The following is a 17,364-nucleotide window of genomic DNA, read 5'->3' as shown; positions in this document are numbered from 1 at the left end:
CCGACATCCGTTCCGGGCCGACATCCGTTCCGGGCCGACATCCGTTCCGGGCCGACATCCGTTCCGGGCCGACATCCGTTCCGGGCCGACATCCGTTCCGGGCCGACATCCGTTCTGCCGGCCGACCGCGCTGGGCCCGCAGACCGCGCTGGGCCCGCAGACCGCGCTGGGCCCGCCGACCTCGCTGCCCCGGATCTGGGGCAGCTCGACAGGAGCCGTGGTAGACCCTCGTCACCCGTCCGCCGGTGCCGGCGCCGCGCCCAGGTGGATCTGCCAGCGGGGGCCGTGGCCGGTGAGCCGGACGATCGCCAGCGGCGCGACGTCGAACTGCCGGTACGTCGCCAGCGGCAGATCCAGGGCATGCACCAGCGCGACCCGGATCACGAGCGGGTGGGTGACGGCGATGACCCGTCGGCCGCTCCCGCGCTGCGCGTCCAGCCACCGACCGACGCGCTGGCGCACCGCGACGATCGACTCACCGCCGTGCGGTGCGGCGTCCGGCGTGGACAGCCACTCGCGCAGCGCGTCCGGCCGCTCCGCCGCGATCTCCGCGAGGGGCCGGCCCGACCAGTCGCCGTAGTCACAGTCGGTCAGGGCCGCCACGACGGTGGGCGCGAGCCCGAGAACCTCGGCGGTCTCGACGGCCGCCGCCGCGGGGCTGGACAGGCACGCCGCCGCGTCGCCTTCACGCCGGCCGGTACCACTGGGGGACAGGGCGAGGGCGGCACGCCGGCCGCCCTCGTCCAGGCTGTCGTTCCCGCCGAACCGGGCCTGCCGCAGGGCGGCGGTGTGACCGTGGGCGACCAGCCGCAGGCTGGTGGCGCTCACCCGGCCAGTCGTGCGTCGGCGACCGCGCGCTGGCGGTGCATCAGGGCGGCGAAGAGCAGGCCGATCCCGGTCCACAGCACCATCTGGGTGCCGAGCGAGGCGAGCCGGAAGCTCCACAGCAGCGTCGCGGGGAAGTCGCCGGGGACCTCCTGGAACGACGGCAGCACCACATAGGACACGACGGTGACCAGCAGGAAACCGCCGACCGCCGCGCTGGCCCGCAGCCACACCGGCGCGTGCTCACCCACCGATCGGTAGCCGAGCGAACCGGACCAGACCGCGACCAGCCCGAGTACCACCATCAGCAGGTAGGTGACCGTGCGCTGGTTGATGGTGGACGGGTCGCCGACGGCCGGCGGATTCGGCGGGTACTTGAGGAACGGCACGATCACCGCGCCGAGCAGCGCACCGCCGGCCAGCAACAGCCCGGACCGTCCGTCGTCGGCGGTCCGCCGACGACGGGCCAGCAGGACGTACGCGCTGGCCAGCAGGCCGCCCATGGCGGTGCCGAAGAGGCCGGTGGCCAGGAACAGGCCGCCGCGTTGGCCGTTGCGGCCGACCAGGGCCTCCTCGCCGTGCTGGTGCCCGTCGGTGGTGGCCTCGGCGTGCTGGTGCCCGTCGGCGACGGGCTCGGCCTGGGTGGCCGCCTCCTCGATGGCGATGGCCGCTTCGACGTGTGGTTCGCCGACGACGTAGGCGAACGTCCCGGCGAGCAGGCCGGCCACCAGGCCGGCGAGGAGCCCGCGCAGCAGGACCGTGACGAACGTGGGTGCGGTGCCGGTGCCGGTCAGTGGCACGGGACACCGAGCAGGTGCCGGCCGTCGTGCATCAGCTCGTGCAGGTACATCCCGCTACGCGAGACCGCCCCCTGGTCGAAGGCGACGAGGTAGGTCAGCAGGGCGAGCACGGCGACGGTGGCCAGGACCGTCCACAGGAGACGGGTCGGGACAGCGGGGTGAGCCAGCGGCTGGCTGGACGTGGAGCTGGACATGCGAGCACGAACCTCCTCGGGGATGACGCGTCCCCATCGCAAGGCTGCGGACGACCGAGCGTCCTGGCTCGCGCCCCCCGGGCTGGGGGGCGCTCACAGTGGCGCGACCGCGCCGGATTCTCACCGGCTTCCCTCGCGTCGCCGCAGATAGTGGGTCGACCGTATCGGTGCCGGTTCGCCTCGGTCAAGCCGATGGCGACGGTCGGGGCGTCACCGCCCCACCGGCCGGCTCCGAGCCGATCGACGAGGGTCGTCATCGGCGACCGCGACACGCCGAACCCGACATGTGGGGTGTGACAAACGTGCTCGCCCCTATATATGGTGTCGACCGCAGCTGGTTCGTCCACTCCTGGTGAGTGGTCGAGGCAAGAGGGAACCCGGTGGAAGTCCGGGACTGTCCCGCAGCGGTGAGTGGGAACGACCGCCGTCATCAGCACTGGGCCATCGGCCTGGGAAGCGACGGCCAGTAGGTGACCGGGCAGGCCCGGTGGCGCCCGCGAGTCCGAAGACCTGCCAGCGCGCCGCGTACCCGAACCTCGGGTGCGCGGCGGTCCGAGGCCGCGTGGAACGGCTGACGCCACCTGCCCCACGCCCGCGCTGGCGTGGCGTCGACGGCGTCCGTCTCCTCGCGTCCGAGGGCCTTCGAGGTCTCGAACTCCCGAGGAGTGAGTGGTGACAGTCACCGAGGTGGTCCCGGTCGGCGGCGAGGCCGCGCGGCGGACCCCGATGCAGGTGCGCAAGCGTGACGGCGGCACCGAGGCCGTGGACGTGAACAAGATCGTCCGGGCGGTCGAGCGGTGGGCCGACGACCTGACCGAGGTCGACCCGATGCGGGTGGCCACCCGTACGATCAGCGGCCTCTACGACGGCGCGACGACCGCCGAGCTGGACCGGCTGTCCATCCAGACGGCGGCCGAGATGATCGGTACGGAGCCGCAGTACTCGCGCCTGGCCGCGCGGCTGTTGGCCGGCTACGTCGACAAGGAGGTGCGGCGCCAGGGCATCACCTCGTTCAGCGCGGCGATCCGGGCCGGCCACGCCGAGGGTCTGATCGGTGACGAGACCGCCGCGTTCGTCGCCGCGCACGCGGAGACGTTCGACGACGCCGTCGACCCCGACGGCGACCGGCGCTTCGAGTACTTCGGCCTGCGCACCGTCTACGACCGGTACCTGCTGCGTCACCCCACCACCCGGCTCGTGCTGGAGACCCCGCAGTACTGGCTGCTGCGGGTGGCCTGCGGCCTGTCCCGTACGCCGGACGAGGCGGTCGACTTCTACCGGCTGATGTCCAGTCTCGCCTATCTGCCCAGCTCGCCGACCCTGTTCAACTCCGGCACCCGACACACTCAGATGTCCTCGTGCTATCTCGTGGACTCGCCGCGCGACGAACTGGACTCGATCTACGCGCGCTACGCCCAGGTCGCCAACCTGTCCAAGTTCGCCGGTGGCATCGGCATCGCGTTTTCCCGGATCCGGTCCCGCGGCGCGTTGATCCGGGGCACGAACGGGCAGTCCAACGGCATCGTGCCGTGGCTGCGCACACTGGACGCGAGCGTCGCGGCGGTCAACCAGGGCGGGCGGCGAAAGGGCGCGGCCTGCGTCTACCTGGAGCCGTGGCACCCGGACATCGAGGAGTTCCTCCAGCTCCGGGACAACACGGGCGAGGACGCCCGGCGTACGCACAATCTCAACCTGGCCAACTGGGTTCCGGACGAGTTCATGCGCCGGGTCGAGGCCGACGAGATGTGGTCGCTGTTCGACCCCGACGAGGTGCCCGAACTGCCCGACCTGTGGGGCGAGCGGTTCGACGCCGCGTACCGGGCCGCCGAGGCGCAGGGCCGCTACGTGCGGCAGCTGCCGGCCCGTGAGCTGTACGGGAAGATGATGCGGACCCTGGCCCAGACCGGCAACGGCTGGATGACCTTCAAGGACGCGGCCAACCGGCTGTGCAACCAGACGGCCGAGTCGGGCAACGTGGTGCACCTCTCCAACCTCTGCACCGAGATCATCGAGGTGTCCAGCGACGACGAGACCGCCGTGTGCAACCTCGGCTCGGTGAACGTCGCCGCCCACCTGACCGACGACGGCATCGACTGGGAACGGCTGCGCGCCACGGTTCGGACGGCGGTGACGTTCCTCGACCGGGTCATCGACATCAACTACTACCCGACCCCGCAGGCGGCGGCGAGCAATCCCCGTTGGCGGCCGGTCGGGCTCGGGCTGATGGGGTTGCAGGACGTGTTCTTCGCGCTGCGGCTGCCGTTCGACGCGCCGGCCGCGCGGGAGCTGTCCACCCGGATCAGCGAGGAGCTGTACCTCACCGCGCTGGAGACCTCCGCCGACCTGGCCCGCGACTTCGGCGCCCACCCGGCGTTCGCGCAGACCCGGGCCGCCCGGGGCCAGCTCCAACCCGACCTCTGGGGCGTCGAGGGTACGCAGACCGCGCGCTGGACCGCGCTGCGTCAGCAGGTGCGGGAGTACGGGCTGCGCAACTCGCTGCTGGTGGCGGTCGCGCCCACCGCGACGATCGCGTCGATCGCCGGCTGCTACGAGTGCGTCGAGCCGCAGGTGTCCAATCTGTTCAAGCGCGAGACGCTGTCGGGGGAGTTCCTCCAGGTCAACACCGCTCTCGTACGCGAGTTGAAGGCCCGCGGCCTGTGGACCGAGCAGATCCGGTCGGCGATCAAGCGGGCCGAGGGCTCGGTGCAGTCCGTCGTGGAGCTGCCGGCCGACGTGCGGGAGCTGTTCCGCACCGCGTGGGAGCTGCCGCAGCGGGCGCTGATCGACCTGGCCGCCGCCCGCGCTCCGTTCATCGACCAGTCCCAGTCGCTGAACCTGTTCCTGGCCTCGCCCACCATCGGCAAGCTCTCCTCGATGTACCTGTACGCCTGGAAGACCGGTCTGAAGACGACCTACTACCTGCGGTCCCGGCCGGCCACCCGGATCCAGCAGGCCACCGTCAGCGCGGTGCCGCCCCTCGCCCCCCTCGCCGCCGTCGCGGTCGATGCCGAGGCGTTGGCCTGCTCGCTGGAGAACCCCGAGTCGTGCGAGGCGTGCCAGTGACCGTCGCCGACACCACCACGGACAGCACCACCGACGCGAGGACCACGCACATGCTGCTCGACCCCGGGATGGACCTGACTCTCCGTCCGATGCGCTACCCGCACTTCTTCGACCGGTTCCGGGACGCCATCCGCAACACGTGGACGGTCGAGGAGGTCGACCTGCACGCCGACCTCGCCGACCTGGACCGGCTGTCGGCGGCCGAGCGGCACCTGGTCAGCCGCCTCGTCGCGTTCTTCGCCACCGGCGACACGATCGTCGCCAACAACCTCGTGCTCAACCTGTACCAGCACGTCAACAGCCCGGAAGGTCGGCTCTACCTGTCGCGGCAGCTGTTCGAGGAGGCCGTGCACGTCCAGTTCTACCTGAACCTGCTCGACACGTACGTGCCCGACGAGGCCGAGCGGTTCGAAGCCTTCGCCGCCATCGAGAACATTCCGTCGATCCGTCGCAAGGCCGAGTTCTGCTTCCGCTGGATCGACTCGCTGGGCGACCTGCGGGAGCTGCGCACGCGCGAGGACCGGCGGTCGTTCCTGCTCAACCTGATCTGCTTCGCCGCCTGCATCGAGGGGTTGTTCTTCTACGGCGCGTTCGCGTACGTCTACTTCCTGCGCTCGCGTGGCCTGCTGCACGGGCTGGCGTCGGGGACCAACTGGGTGTTCCGCGACGAGTCCATGCACATGGCGTTCGCGTTCGACGTCGTCGACACCGTACGTGCCGAGGAGCCCGACCTGTTCGACGACGACCTGGCCGACCAGGTCCGCCGGATGCTCACCGAGGCGGTCGAGTGCGAGGTCCAGTTCGCCGAGGACCTGGTGGGCCAGGGGGTGCCCGGCCTCACCCTGGCGGACATGCGCCAGTACCTGCAGCACGTCGCCGACCGCCGGCTCGCCCAGCTCGGGATCGCGCCGCACTACGGGTCGGCCAATCCGTTCGCCTTCATGGAGCTGCAGGACGTGCAGGAGCTGTCCAACTTCTTCGAGCGGCGGGTGTCGGCGTACCAGGTCGGGGTGACCGGCACGGTCGCCTTCGACGACGACTTCTAGAACCTTTAGAACCCCCACCCCACCCCCGGCCCCGCCCCGTCGATCATGAACTCGTTGCTCCCTATCGGCGTGTCGGGGGCATTGACTTCATGATCGACGTCGGCGGCGGACGGGGTGTGGGGATGGGGTGGGGGTGTTTTTGGGGGTGGGGAACCCGGGGGAGTTGGTTAGGCGGGGGCGCAGGTGGGGGTGGTGGTCGGGGGACTGCTTGAGGTGGTGGAGCTGAGGTAGCCCGCGGTGGTCGAGGTTCCCGGGGCGAGCTGGCCGTTGTAGGCGGCGTTCGCGACGGTCACCTGGCTACCTGACTGGGTGAGGGTGCCGTTCCAGACCTGGGACACCGTCTGCCCGCTGGCGAGCGTCCAGGTGACCCGCCAGCCGTTGAGCGCCGACGATCCGGAGTTGGTGACCGTCAACCGTCCCTCGAAACCGCCCTGCCAGGTGTTCACCACGGTGTTGGTGACCGCGCAGGACGTCCCGGCCGGGCTCGTCGGCGTCGGCGTGGGAGTGGGAGTGGGGGTGGTCGTGGGCGTCGGAATGGGCGTCGGCGTCGGGTCCGCGGTCGGGCTCGGCGTCGGCGTCGGCGTCGGGGTGGGCGTGGTGCCGTTGGCCTGGAACTGCCACCAGTTGAGGTTGAACAGGGTGCCGCTGCCGCCGGTGAACCGCAGGTACAGGTCCTGGGTGCCGGTGGCGCCGGAGATCGGGCAGGAGACGGTCTGCCACGTCTGCCACGCACCGGTGCCGGGTACCGCGCAGCTGCCCACCCGGGTACCGGTGGGGCTACCGAGGCGCAGTTCGATCGTGCCGCCGGACGTGGCCGAGGCGACCCGCGCGGAGAAGGACGTCGCGCCCGTACCGAAGCCGACGCCCTTGACCTTGATGTAGTCCCCGTTCTCGATCCACCCGACGTTCATCCCGCCCTCGCTGGCCGGCTCGGTCTCGATGCCGGAGCCCCAGGCGATGGTCTCGGCCTCCTGCCGCACGTACGGGTTCAGCGTGCCGATCTGCGGCGCGCCCGTCGTGGTCATGTTGATCGTCGGGATGGTGCCGTTGGTGTTGTACGTGAACTTCTCCACGGCCACCGAACGGGTGTAACCGCCACCGCCCGGCAGCGCCCCGTTGTGGTAGAAGAAGTACGAGCCGCCGCTGAAGTCGATGACTCCCGGGTGGTTGGTGAAGCTCGCGCCCTGGCGGGGCATGACCGTGCCGCGATAGGTCCACGGGCCGGTCGGGCCGGTGGCGGTCGAGTATCCGATGAACTCGGAGCAGCACTCCGCCGCGAACACGTTGTAGTAGATGCCGTTGCGCTTGTAGACCCAGGGGCCCTCCTCGTAGAGGGTGGGCCGGCTCGCGTTGCCGCTGCGGGCTCCGAACCCGGCGGTGGTGAGCGGGATCTTGGTGGCGCTGCCGCTGTAGGAGATCATGTCGGCGTTCAGCCGGACGTACCACAGGTTCGGGTTGCCCCAGTACAGGTACGCCTGACCGTCGTCGTCGACGAAGACCGTGGGGTCGATCTCGCCGTTGCCCACCAGGGGACGGCCGATGGCGTCCCGGAACGGGCCGGTGGGGCTGTCGGCGACCGCGACGCCGATGGCCATCGAGTTGGTGGCCCGGGCGGTGACCGGCACGTACCAGTAGAACTTGCCGTTGCGGGCGACGACCTGACCGGCCCAGGCGTTGGCGCTCGCCCAACTGAAGGTGGCGACGCTCAACGGTGAGCCGTGGTCGGTCCAGTTGACCATGTCGGCCGACGACCACACCCGCCAGTCCTTCATGGTGAAGTACGTCGAGCCGTCCTCGTCGTGGCCGGTGTAGAGGTAGACCCGTCCGTTGTGGACCAGGGGCGCCGGGTCGGCCGTGTAGATGTGTTGGACGATGGGGTTGTCCGCGCGGGCGGCCGTGGCCGGCATCAGCGTCGTGACGAGCAGCAGGCTCGCGAGCCAGGCGAGGCCGCGCCGGAGCCGGGTCTTGGTCCGCGGTGGCGGTGTGGGGCGCATCGGTACCTCCAGGGTGGGTCACGACGGGCGGGCGGCCCGCCGCATGCGCTGGCGGCGTGTCGCGGTGTCGTCGCGGGTCGTTCGGGTGGGGCTGCGGCGGTGCCGCGAGCACGGCAGGAGCGGCTCGGGTGTCCACCCTGGCTCCCGCGTGCGGCGGCCCGCCGTCGCCGACGGCGGTGGTCAACGTCCCTGAGGGGAGGCCCGGTCACCCACCAGCGGGCGTTGGTCATGCACTGCTCCATCGACCTCGGCGGATCGAGTGGAGCGGTGAAGCGTGCCCTTCGCCTCTGCGGCCCGAGGGTAGTCTGTTATCGCTAACATTCTCAAGCGATGGATGGATCTGGATTTCTCGCCGACGTCACGGACGGGTCGGCGTGGGGTCGTACCAGGGGTCGACGGAGCGGTCAGCGCTGCAGCCGGGTCGGGCTTCCCGGTCCGCTGCGGCGCACGAGCCACGCCTCCGTGATGTGCGTGAACATCGCCTGGGCGGCACCGTCCGGGTCGTGGGCGGCGATGCGCTCGTAGATGCGCCGGTGCCCCTGGTTCGACGCCACGCACATGGCCCGCTCGGGCTTGCCCATGTACCGGGCGGTGTTGACGACCTGACTCTCCAGCGAACGGACGACGCCCCGGGCGATGCGGTTCCCGGACGCCTGCATGACCGTGTCGTGGAAGGCGCGGTCGTGCTCCTGGTAGGTGACGTGGTCGTCGACCAGCTCGTCCATGCGGTCCACCAGGGCGCGTAGCCGGTCGATCGTCGCCTCGTCGGCGAGGCGGGCGGCCACGTTGGCCATGTCGGACTCCAGGACCCGGCGGGTGACCACCAGGTCGTCCAGGATCGCCAGGGTGTCGTCCTCGGCGATGGTCGCCGCGAGGACGAGTTCGTCGAGCATGTCCCACGACGAGGGCGGGGTCACGAGCGTTCCGCTGCCCTGGCGGACCTGCACGAGCCCCTTCTCCTGCAGGATCTTCACGGCCTCGCGGATGACGGTGCGGCTCACCGAGAAGGCCTCGCAGAGCACCGGCTCGGGGGGCAGTGGCGTGCCCGAGGGGTGTGCTCCCTGGACGATGCGGGTCACCAACTCGGCCGTGATCGCCTGGGCCAGATTCGTCGGGCGACGCGTCCAGGTCGGCGTCGCCGTGCCGTTGACGGCCGACCGGTTCGATGTCGTCACGTTCACCTCCGCGTAGCCGCGGGAGCGGGCCCACGAGTCCGCCCCAGTGTACGGGCAACCGTTGACGTCAGACGTCATACGAGTTACGTTCTCGTCAATCTTGCATCGACGGCCGTTTCCAGGCCACTCCCCATATGAAGGTGAGCAACGATGAAGCAACGAGCAGTGTGGTCAGCGGTCCTCGTTGCAGGGCTGGCCCTGACAGGCTGTGGAAGCGCGACAGGTTCGGGTTCATCGTCCGGAGGCTCGGACAAGAAGCTGGTCGTCTGGGACTGGAAGTCCGGCGAGGCCAGCTCCGCCCAGTACGTGGAGAAGGCCAAGGCCGACTTCGCCAAGAAGCACAAGGACGTGAAGGTCGAGTTCGTCGCCCAACCGTTCGACCAGTACTACACGCTGCTGGGCGCGGCCATCCAGTCGGGCAAGGGACCGGACGTCATCCTGTTCAACGGTGGCGGCCAGATCCGTGACCGGGTCGACTCGCTCCAGCCGCTCGACGAGTACGTGGGGGAGGACCGCCAGCGGCTGGCCGGCTGGGAGGCGTTCGCCAAGGACGGCAAGACCTACGCCGCCCCGGTGACGCTCCAGGGCCACCCGATCTACTACAACAAGACGCTCTACGAGAAGGCCGGTCTCGACCCGGCGAAGCCCGCCACGACGTGGCAGGAGTTCGTCGCCAACTGCGGTGTCATCACCAAGCAGACCGGCGCGAAGTGCTTCTCGGTCGGCAACAAGGAGGGCTACGGCATCCAGTTCTTCCTGTCGGCCATGGCATCGGGCGTGCTGACCCCGCAGGAGTACGACAACTGGATCGCCGGCAAGCGCGACTGGAACTCGCCGAACGTCAAGCGGCTCTTCGAGCTGTGGAAGGAGACCGGCACCGCCAAGCTGAACAACGACGGTGCGAACTCCACCGCCCTGTTCAACGACGCGTTCGCCGTCTTCCAGTCCGGCAAGGCCGCCCACATGATCGGCCTCATGTCCGACATCGGGCACTGGAAGGACTTCAACGAGTTCATCACGCCGGAGAAGCTGGGCGTGATGATGGCTCCGACGGTGACCAGCGGCGTGACCCCCAGCCTGCCGTACGACGGTGGCATCGGTTACGCGGTCGCCAAGTGGACCAAGGACCCGAAGGTGGCCGCCGACCTGGTGCGCTCGCTGACCTCCACCGACGCGCTGAAGGCGTTCTACGCCAACGCGGGCGCGATCACCGCGGACACCACCGTCGACGTGTCCGCGGGTGGCCCGGCCGTCACCACGATCGTGGGCGCGCTCAAGACCGGCAAGCCGGCGGTGCACGTGGCGCTCTCCTCGAAGTCGCTCGACCTGATGGGCCGCCTCTCGCAGCAGTTGCTCAGCGGCTCGACCACCGTGGACGACGTCGTGAAGCAGATGGCCGCCTCGGACACGGCGGGCTGAGCCGGTGACGATCGGCAACTCGCCCCCGTCGGTCCGCTCGGCTTCGGCCGGGCGGGCCGGCGGGGTCCCGCCCGCCGCGCCGCCGCCGCGCGACCGCGCCGTCTCCCGGCGTGCCGCTGGCGGCCGTCGCGCCGAACAACTGGCGCCCTTCGTGCTGGTCGCCCCGGCCGTCCTGATCCTCGTGCTGCTGCGGCTGTACCCGCTCGCGCTCGGCGTCAACTTCTCGTTCACCGGCGACGGTGACCGTGACGGCGCGATGGTCGGCTTCGACAACTACGTCGACCTGCTGCACGATCCGCTGTTCCAGCAGGCGCTGCGCAACGTGGGGCTGCTGGTGCTGCTCCTGCCGGTGGCGGTGGCCATCCCGGGTCTGCTCGCCACGTTCATCTACCTGCGCGTGCCGGGGCACCGGTTCTACCGCAGCGTCTACTTCTTCCCGGCCGTGCTGTCGCCGGTCATCGTTGGCGCGATCTTCAACCTGCTGCTCTCGTTTGACGGTCCTGTCAACGTTGTCCTGTCCACGGTCGGCATCGGGCCGGTGGACTGGCTCGGTGATCCCGACGTCGCCATGTTCGCGGTCGTCGGCGTCCACGTGTGGGCGACCTTCGGCATGGCCCTTGTCGTGTTCCTCGCGGGCTTCGCGACCCTGGACGCCGCCCTGCTGGACGCCGCGCGGGTGGACGGCGCATCCCTGGCCCAGGTGATCTGGCACGTGATCATCCCCAGCCTGTCCCGCACCATCCAGTTCGTCTTCGTGACCACGATGATCGGGATGCTCACCTCCATGTTCGGCCTGCTCTACGTCATGACCAGCGGCGGTCCGGAGGGCTCGACCTACCTGCCCGAGTACTACATCTGGATCCAGCAGGGGCAGATGAACCGACCGGCGCTCGCGTCGGCCGCGTCCACCGTCCTGTTCGTCATCATGCTCGTCGTCGGGCTCGTGCAGCTCAAGCTGCTCCGACGCGCGGGAAGGGAGGACTGATGTCCCGCGTCCGACTCGGTAGATGGTTGCTCGTGATCCCGATGGGGCTCCTGGCGCTCGCGACGATCTACCCGCTGCTGTTCACCGCGAACGTCGCCATGAAGACCCGTCGGGAGTACATCCTCGACCGCTTCGCGCTGACCGACTCGCTGCGCTTCGAGAACATCACCACGGCGTGGACCAGCGTCGGCATGGGCCGGTACACCGCCAACTCGATCCTCGTCGTGGGCTGCTCGGTGTTCCTGCTGCTGCTGTTCGGGTCGATGGCCGGCTTCGCGCTGAGCCAACTGCGCTTCCGGGGCTCGACGGCGCTGTTCATCGGCTGCCTCGCGGCGCTCTTCATCCCCTTCCAGGTGATCATGGTGCCGCTGGCCCGGGTCATGGCCGACAGCGGTCTGGTCGACACGTACCCGGGGCTGATCCTGGCGTACGTCGCGCAGTTCCTGCCGTTCACGGTCTTCCTGATGACGAGCTACTACCGGACCATCCCGGCGGAGATCGTCGACGCGGCCCGGATCGACGGCAACAGCGTGTACGGCGTGTACCGACGGATCATGCTGCCGCTGGGTGCTCCGGCGCTGCTGTCCGTGGGCATTCTCAACACGCTGTTCTGCTGGAACGACGTGCTCATCTCGCTGCTGCTGATGCCGTCGGCCGACCACCGGACCCTCATGGTCGGGGTGACCTCGCTGCGGGGGCAGTACTCCGAGGACATTCCCACCTTCGCCTCCGGGGTGCTCATCGCGGCGATCCCGGTCCTGGCGATCTACCTGTTCCTTCAGCGCCAGATCGCCGACGGCGTCGCCGCTGGTTCCACGAAAGGCTGACATGCGCATCACCGGGTATCGAACCCTGACGACCGTCCAGGAGTGGGGCCGACCCGTCGGCGACGCCAACGGCGTGTTCCCCGACGGCGTGACGACGCTGCCGATCACCATCGTCGAGACCGACGAGGGGATCGACGGCATCGGCCTCGGGCCGCACGTGGAGATCGACGCGATCTTCCCGGCCATCGAAGGGGAAGATCCCCGCGCGGTGTCCACCCTGTACGATCGGATGCTGCGGCAGACGTTCAAGGCCGGGCACGCCGGCCTGGTGTTCGGGACAATCGGCGCGCTGGACACCGCCCTGTGGGACATCAAGGCGAAGATGGCCGGTGAGCCGCTCTGGCGCCTGCTCGGTGGTCGGGACCGGCGCGTTCCCGCGTACGCCTCCGGTCTCGACATCGGGCTGACCGACGACGAGCTCGTCGCCGAGTACGAGGTCTACGCCGGGTACGGCCTGCGGGCCGCCAAGCTCAAGGGCGGCCTCGACATCGAGCGGGACCGGCACCGGCTCGGCCTGGTCCGGGAGGTGTTGACCGAGGCCGGGCGCGGCCGACGGCCGGGCCTGATGCTCGACGTCAACGAGGCGTGGTCGCGTAAGCAGGCCGTCCGGCACGTGGCCGAGCTGGAACGTACCCTCGATCTGATCTGGATCGAGGAGCCGGTCCGCCGCTGGGACGCCGAGGGCCTGGCCGCCGTGGGTCGGGGCGTACGGGCCTCGATCGCCACCGGTGAGAACCTCACCGGGCTGGAGCAGTACCGTCCGCTGATCGCGGCGGGCGGAGTCGACATCGTGCAGACGGCCGCCGTCTGGGGGGTCACCCACTTCCTGCGGGTCGCGGCCCTGGCGCACGCCCACGACCTGCCGGTCAGCCCCATCGGCAACATCCCCGTCGGGCTGCTGCACGCCGCGACCTCGGTACCCAACCATCTGGTCAGCGAGTTGCAGGATCTGCGACCACCGACGGGTATCGGCCTCGACCTGCACGTCGAGGACGGCGCGTTCGTCCTGGGTGAGACCCCGGGCCTCGGGGTACGGGTGGACGAGGCGGCGATCGCGGCCGCCGGACACCGTCCGGGCACTCCGACCGCCGACAGCCCGAACGTCCGTCCGGAGCGAGCCGGCAAGCGGCTGCTCGCGGTGGCCGAGTCCCCGGTCGCCGCCGTGCCGGCCGGGGTCGAGGCCCTGCTCGTCGACGCGGTCACGTCCCCGAACGACGTGGCGCCGCTGCGGCACTGAGTCGGTACGGACCGTAACCGCACTGGACCGCAATTGGTCGGATGATTACCGTGTCGGTGGCGCCGACTCCGCGGACGCGGCTCCGGCCGCCCTGTCACCCGCACCGTACGTACCAACCACGTCGAGACGGAGCAGCAGTGAAGGCAGTTGTCTACAAGGGAGCTCGGGACCTCGGGATCGAGGACCGCGCACCGGAACCGCCGGGCCCGGGCCAGGTACGGATCGCGGTGGCGTACACCGGGATCTGCGGTACGGACCTGCACATCTTCCACGGCGACATGGACGCCCGGGTCGGCGCGTCGGCGGTCCTGGGACACGAGATGTCGGGGCACGTCGCCGCCGTCGGCGACGGCGTGACCGACCTGCGGGTCGGGCAGCCCGTCACCGTGATGCCCACGCGCGCCTGCGGGCAGTGCCCGGCGTGCCGTCGTGGCCACTCGCACATCTGTCACGCGATGGACTTCCTCGGCATCGACTCGCCCGGCGCGATGCAGTCGTCCTGGACGGTGCCGGCGGATCTGGTGCTGCCGCTCCCCGACGACCTGCCGTTGGACCGCGCGGCGCTCGTCGAGCCCGTCGCCGTGGCGGTGCACGACGTCGGCCGGGCGCAGGTGGCGTCCGGTGAGCACGTGGTCGTCGTCGGCGGGGGCCCGGTGGGCGTCCTCATCGCTGCCGTCGCCCGTGAGCGGGGGGCACAGGTCCTGCTCGTCGAACCGGACGGTTTCCGGCGCGGAGTCGCGTCGGGCATCGGCATCGAGGCCGTCGACCCGGGGCCGACCGACGTGGTGGCGCTGGTCAACGAACGGACCGGCGGCGCGGGCGCGGACGTCGCGTTCGAGGTGTCCGGTTCGGCCGCCGGCGTCGGCACGGCGGTGGACGTGCTGACCACCCGGGGCAGGCTGGTGATGGTGGCGATCCACCCGCAGCCACGCCCGGTGAACCTGCACCGCTTCTTCTGGCGGGAACTGGAGTTGCTGGGCGCGCGGCTGTACCGGCGCGAGGACGTCGTCGAGGCGATCCGGCTGGTGGCGGCGGGCCTCATCCCGGCCCAGGAGCTGATCTCCCGGGTGCTCCCGGTGGCCGGCGTCACGGACGCGTTCACGGCTCTGGAGTCCGGCGGAGGCGTCATGAAGGTGCTGCTCGACTGGCGGGAGGAGGAGCGATGAGCGTCCTGTTCGACCTGACCGGACGGACCGCCCTGGTGACCGGGGCCCGACGGGGGATCGGCCTGGCGATGGCCGAGGCCCTGGCGTTGGCCGGCGCGGACGTCATCGGGGTGTCGGCGCAGTTGGAGCCGGAGGGCAGTGAGGTCCAACGGCGCGTCGAGGCCGCCGGTCGCCGGTTCACCGGCATCCGGACCGACCTGGGCGACCGGGCTGCGGTGTACCGGCTGGCCGAGGAGGCCGAGGCGGTGGCGCCGGTGGACATCCTGGTGAACAACGGCGGCACGATCGCCCGGGCGCCGGCCGTGGAGCACCCCGACGAGATGTGGGACCGGGTGGTGCAGGTGAACCTGTCCAGCCAGTTCGTGCTGACCCGGGAGATCGGCCGGCGGATGGTCGACCGGGGTCGCGGCAAGGTCATCTTCACCGCCTCGCTGCTGAGCTTCCAGGGCGGCATCAACGTCGCGAGCTACACGGCGGCCAAGTCCGGCCTCGCCGGGCTGACCAGGGCCCTGTCCAACGAGTGGGCCGGCCACGGGGTCAACGTCAACGCGATCGCGCCCGGCTACATCGCCACCGACAACACCCAGGCGCTGCGCGACGACCCCGTACGCAACGACGCCATCCTGGGTCGGATCCCGGCCGGCCGGTGGGGACGCGCCGACGATCTGGCCGGCGCCACCGTGTTCCTGGCCGCCGCCGCGTCGGACTACGTGCACGGCACCGTCCTGCCCGTCGACGGCGGATGGTTGGGCCGATGACCGGGCCCACGCCGGCCGGGCGTCCCGGCATCATCGACGCGCACCACCACCTCTGGGTCCGCGCCCGGCACCCGCAACCGTGGATCGACCCGGACACGATGGCGGCGATCGACAACGACTTCACCCCGGCGGATCTCGCTCCGGCGGCGCGGGCCGCCGGGGTCACCGAGACCGTCGTCGTGCAGTCCATCGCCTCCGTGGCGGAGACGGAACACCTGCTGGGCATCGCGGCCGACGATCCCCTCATCGGCGGCGTCGTCGGCTGGGTCAACCTCACCGCCGACGACATCGACGAGCGCCTCGACCGGCTGCGTACCGCCCGCGGCGGTGACCGGCTGGTCGCCATCCGCCACCTGGTCCAGTCCGAGCCCGACCCGGCGTACCTCGACCGGCGCGACGTCCGGCGGGGCATCGCGGCTGTCGGGGCCGCCGGTCTCGCCTACGACCTGCTGGTCCGCGACCACCAACTGCCGGCGGCCACCCGGCTCGTCCGGGACCTGCCCGAGGTGTCGTTCGTCCTGGATCACCTCGCCAAGCCGTCCCTCGGCAGGGGAGACCTGGGCGACTGGCCCGTCAACCTGCGCGCGCTCGCCGCCGAGCCGAACGTCACCGCGAAGCTCTCCGGCCTGGTGACCGAGGTGGACGGCTCGTCTTGGTCCGCTACCGACCTGCGCCCCGCCATCGACCACGCGCTCGACGCGTTCGGACCGCACCGGCTCATGTTCGGCTCCGACTGGCCGGTGTGCCTGCTCGCCAGCTCCTACGTCCGGTGGGTCGGTGTCCTCGCCGACCTGCTGGAACCGCTCGCCGACGCGGAGCAGGCGTCGATCTGGCGGGAGACCGCCGTCCGCGCGTACGGGTTGGGGGAGCCGTGACGGGCCGGGAACTGCCCCGGCGACCGGGGGTACGCCTCACCACGCTGGGCTTCGGCGCGGCGCAGGGCGGCAACCTGTACCGGGCGACGTCGGACGAGGAGTTCGCGGCGGCCGTCGACACCGCCTGGGACGCCGGCATCCGGTACTTCGACACCGCGCCGCACTACGGTCTCGGCCTGTCCGAGCGCCGGTTGGGGGCGGCGCTGCGGTCCCGGCCCCGCGACGAGTACGTGGTGTCGACGAAGGTCGGGCGGCTGCTCGTACCCTCGCCCGAGGGCGCGCGGGACCGCGACCCGGAGGGATTCGACGTGCCGGCCGACCACCGGCGGGTCTGGGACTTCAGCCGCGACGGTGTCCTGCGGTCGTTGGAGGCCAGCCTGGAGCGCACCGGTCTGGACCGTGTGGATGTGGTGTACCTGCATGACCCGGACGAGCACTGGGCGCAGGCGGCGACCGAGGCGGTGCCCGCACTGGTCGAGCTGCGGGACCAGGGGGTCGTCGGCGCGATCGGCGCCGGCATGAACCAGTCGGCGATGCTGGCCCGCTTCGTCCGGGAGACCGACATCGACGTGGTGATGTGCGCCGGCCGCTACACCCTCCTCGAACAGGGTGCGGCCGACGACCTGCTGCCGGCCGCGCAGGCTGCGGGCGTGGGCGTGGTGATCGCCGGGGTCTACAACTCCGGATTGCTGGCCCGCGACCAGCCGCCGGCCGACGCGACCTACAACTACCAGCAGGCGCCGCCCGAGGTGATCGAACGGGCCCGGCGGATGGCGGCGGTCTGTCAGGAGTACGGCGTCACGCTGCCCCAGGCGGCGCTGGCGTTCGTCCGCCGGCACCCGGTGGTGGTCTCGACGGTGGTCGGCCTGCGGGACGAGGCCCAGGTGACCGCAACCCTGCGCCGCTTCGACGCGGACGTCCCGGAGCGGCTCTGGGTGGCGCTGCGCGACGCCGGACTGCTCCGCTGACGGCGCGACGCTGAAAAGCCGGAGCGCCGGCC

At 70.8% G+C, this 17,364-nt stretch carries 15 protein-coding genes and 2 riboswitches; of the genes, 10 read left to right on the top strand and 5 right to left on the bottom strand.

Features of this window, described 5'->3' with window-relative positions:
• Nucleotides 1-231: 231 nt before the first annotated feature.
• From ACIA3K_RS07225 to ACIA3K_RS07215, 3 genes are read right to left on the bottom strand one after another with little or no spacing between them, the layout of a single operon-like run.
• Nucleotides 232-828, bottom strand: coding sequence for a histidine phosphatase family protein (locus ACIA3K_RS07225; protein ID WP_396799649.1), 597 nt, complete (start codon nucleotides 826-828; stop codon nucleotides 232-234).
• Nucleotides 825-1,625 carry a CbtA family protein gene (locus ACIA3K_RS07220; protein ID WP_396799648.1) on the bottom strand — a complete coding sequence of 267 codons (801 nt, stop codon included), beginning with the start codon at nucleotides 1,623-1,625 and terminating at the stop codon, nucleotides 825-827. The genes ACIA3K_RS07225 and ACIA3K_RS07220 overlap by 4 nt, the downstream gene beginning before the upstream one ends.
• A complete protein-coding gene (locus tag ACIA3K_RS07215; RefSeq protein ID WP_355050072.1) occupies nucleotides 1,616-1,819 on the bottom strand; it encodes a CbtB domain-containing protein in 204 nt (67 codons plus the stop codon). The genes ACIA3K_RS07220 and ACIA3K_RS07215 overlap by 10 nt, the downstream gene beginning before the upstream one ends.
• A 58-nt stretch (nucleotides 1,820-1,877) precedes the next feature.
• Nucleotides 1,878-1,951, bottom strand: a riboswitch (cobalamin riboswitch).
• 186 nt (nucleotides 1,952-2,137) lie between these two features.
• Nucleotides 2,138-2,352, top strand: a riboswitch (cobalamin riboswitch).
• Nucleotides 2,353-2,545: 193 nt separating this feature from the next.
• On the opposite strand from ACIA3K_RS07215, the gene ACIA3K_RS07210 reads away from it, so the two are divergent.
• Both ACIA3K_RS07210 and ACIA3K_RS07205 read left to right on the top strand, forming a co-directional pair.
• Entirely contained in the window at nucleotides 2,546-4,882 is a 2,337-nt protein-coding gene (locus tag ACIA3K_RS07210; protein ID WP_396799782.1) for a ribonucleoside-diphosphate reductase subunit alpha, read from the top strand.
• Between the two features lie 50 nt (nucleotides 4,883-4,932).
• The gene (locus tag ACIA3K_RS07205; RefSeq protein ID WP_396799781.1) at nucleotides 4,933-5,928 is read left to right on the top strand and encodes a ribonucleotide-diphosphate reductase subunit beta; all 996 of its coding nucleotides are present in this window, start codon (nucleotides 4,933-4,935) and stop codon (nucleotides 5,926-5,928) included.
• Nucleotides 5,929-6,095: 167 nt separating this feature from the next.
• Here ACIA3K_RS07205 and ACIA3K_RS07200 read toward each other — a convergent pair whose 3' ends face one another.
• Nucleotides 6,096-7,922, bottom strand: a complete 1,827-nt coding sequence (locus ACIA3K_RS07200; protein ID WP_396799647.1) for a family 43 glycosylhydrolase — start codon at nucleotides 7,920-7,922, stop codon at nucleotides 6,096-6,098.
• A gap of 404 nt (nucleotides 7,923-8,326) precedes the next feature.
• Entirely contained in the window at nucleotides 8,327-9,097 is a 771-nt protein-coding gene (locus ACIA3K_RS07195) for a FadR/GntR family transcriptional regulator (RefSeq protein WP_396799646.1), read from the bottom strand.
• A gap of 150 nt (nucleotides 9,098-9,247) precedes the next feature.
• Here ACIA3K_RS07195 and ACIA3K_RS07190 point away from each other — a divergent pair, with 150 nt between their 5' ends.
• The 8 genes from ACIA3K_RS07190 to ACIA3K_RS07155 all read left to right on the top strand — a co-directional run bounded on the left by ACIA3K_RS07190 (nucleotide 9,248) and on the right by ACIA3K_RS07155 (nucleotide 17,332).
• Nucleotides 9,248-10,516, top strand: coding sequence for an ABC transporter substrate-binding protein (locus tag ACIA3K_RS07190; protein ID WP_396799645.1), 1,269 nt, complete (start codon nucleotides 9,248-9,250; stop codon nucleotides 10,514-10,516).
• A gap of 4 nt (nucleotides 10,517-10,520) precedes the next feature.
• Nucleotides 10,521-11,501, top strand: coding sequence for a carbohydrate ABC transporter permease (locus tag ACIA3K_RS07185; protein WP_396799644.1), 981 nt, complete (start codon nucleotides 10,521-10,523; stop codon nucleotides 11,499-11,501).
• Nucleotides 11,501-12,328, top strand: a complete 828-nt coding sequence (locus tag ACIA3K_RS07180) for a carbohydrate ABC transporter permease (protein ID WP_396799643.1) — start codon at nucleotides 11,501-11,503, stop codon at nucleotides 12,326-12,328. Before ACIA3K_RS07185 ends, ACIA3K_RS07180 begins: the two co-directional genes overlap by 1 nt.
• A 1-nt stretch (nucleotide 12,329) precedes the next feature.
• Nucleotides 12,330-13,565 (top strand): mandelate racemase/muconate lactonizing enzyme family protein, encoded by a 1,236-nt coding sequence (locus ACIA3K_RS07175; protein ID WP_396799642.1) that lies wholly within the window; start codon nucleotides 12,330-12,332, stop codon nucleotides 13,563-13,565.
• 137 nt (nucleotides 13,566-13,702) lie between these two features.
• Nucleotides 13,703-14,731 (top strand): zinc-binding dehydrogenase, encoded by a 1,029-nt coding sequence (locus ACIA3K_RS07170; RefSeq protein ID WP_396799641.1) that lies wholly within the window; start codon nucleotides 13,703-13,705, stop codon nucleotides 14,729-14,731.
• The gene (locus ACIA3K_RS07165) at nucleotides 14,728-15,489 is read left to right on the top strand and encodes an SDR family NAD(P)-dependent oxidoreductase (protein WP_396799640.1); all 762 of its coding nucleotides are present in this window, start codon (nucleotides 14,728-14,730) and stop codon (nucleotides 15,487-15,489) included. Before ACIA3K_RS07170 ends, ACIA3K_RS07165 begins: the two co-directional genes overlap by 4 nt.
• Nucleotides 15,486-16,364, top strand: a complete 879-nt coding sequence (locus ACIA3K_RS07160; RefSeq protein WP_396799639.1) for an amidohydrolase family protein — start codon at nucleotides 15,486-15,488, stop codon at nucleotides 16,362-16,364. Before ACIA3K_RS07165 ends, ACIA3K_RS07160 begins: the two co-directional genes overlap by 4 nt.
• Nucleotides 16,361-17,332 (top strand): aldo/keto reductase, encoded by a 972-nt coding sequence (locus tag ACIA3K_RS07155; protein ID WP_396799638.1) that lies wholly within the window; start codon nucleotides 16,361-16,363, stop codon nucleotides 17,330-17,332. Before ACIA3K_RS07160 ends, ACIA3K_RS07155 begins: the two co-directional genes overlap by 4 nt.
• Nucleotides 17,333-17,364: the final 32 nt, after the last annotated feature.

It is taken from the genome of Micromonospora sp. NPDC051543, assembly GCF_044454415.1.
GTDB lineage: Bacteria > Actinomycetota > Actinomycetes > Mycobacteriales > Micromonosporaceae > Micromonospora.
Note: the sequence above shows the minus strand (reverse complement) of the source record. Positions and strands in the feature narration are given on the sequence as shown.

Coding starts and splice junctions, on each gene's coding strand:
- ACIA3K_RS07215 (WP_355050072.1), bottom strand. CDS start 1,819: ATGTCCAGCTCCACGTCCAGCCAGCCGCTGGCTCACCCCGCTGTCCCG.
- ACIA3K_RS07210 (WP_396799782.1), top strand. CDS start 2,546: ATGCAGGTGCGCAAGCGTGACGGCGGCACCGAGGCCGTGGACGTGAAC.
- ACIA3K_RS07205 (WP_396799781.1), top strand. CDS start 4,933: ATGCTGCTCGACCCCGGGATGGACCTGACTCTCCGTCCGATGCGCTAC.
- ACIA3K_RS07200 (WP_396799647.1), bottom strand. CDS start 7,922: ATGCGCCCCACACCGCCACCGCGGACCAAGACCCGGCTCCGGCGCGGC.
- ACIA3K_RS07190 (WP_396799645.1), top strand. CDS start 9,248: ATGAAGCAACGAGCAGTGTGGTCAGCGGTCCTCGTTGCAGGGCTGGCC.
- ACIA3K_RS07180 (WP_396799643.1), top strand. CDS start 11,501: ATGTCCCGCGTCCGACTCGGTAGATGGTTGCTCGTGATCCCGATGGGG.
- ACIA3K_RS07175 (WP_396799642.1), top strand. CDS start 12,330: ATGCGCATCACCGGGTATCGAACCCTGACGACCGTCCAGGAGTGGGGC.
- ACIA3K_RS07165 (WP_396799640.1), top strand. CDS start 14,728: ATGAGCGTCCTGTTCGACCTGACCGGACGGACCGCCCTGGTGACCGGG.
- ACIA3K_RS07160 (WP_396799639.1), top strand. CDS start 15,486: ATGACCGGGCCCACGCCGGCCGGGCGTCCCGGCATCATCGACGCGCAC.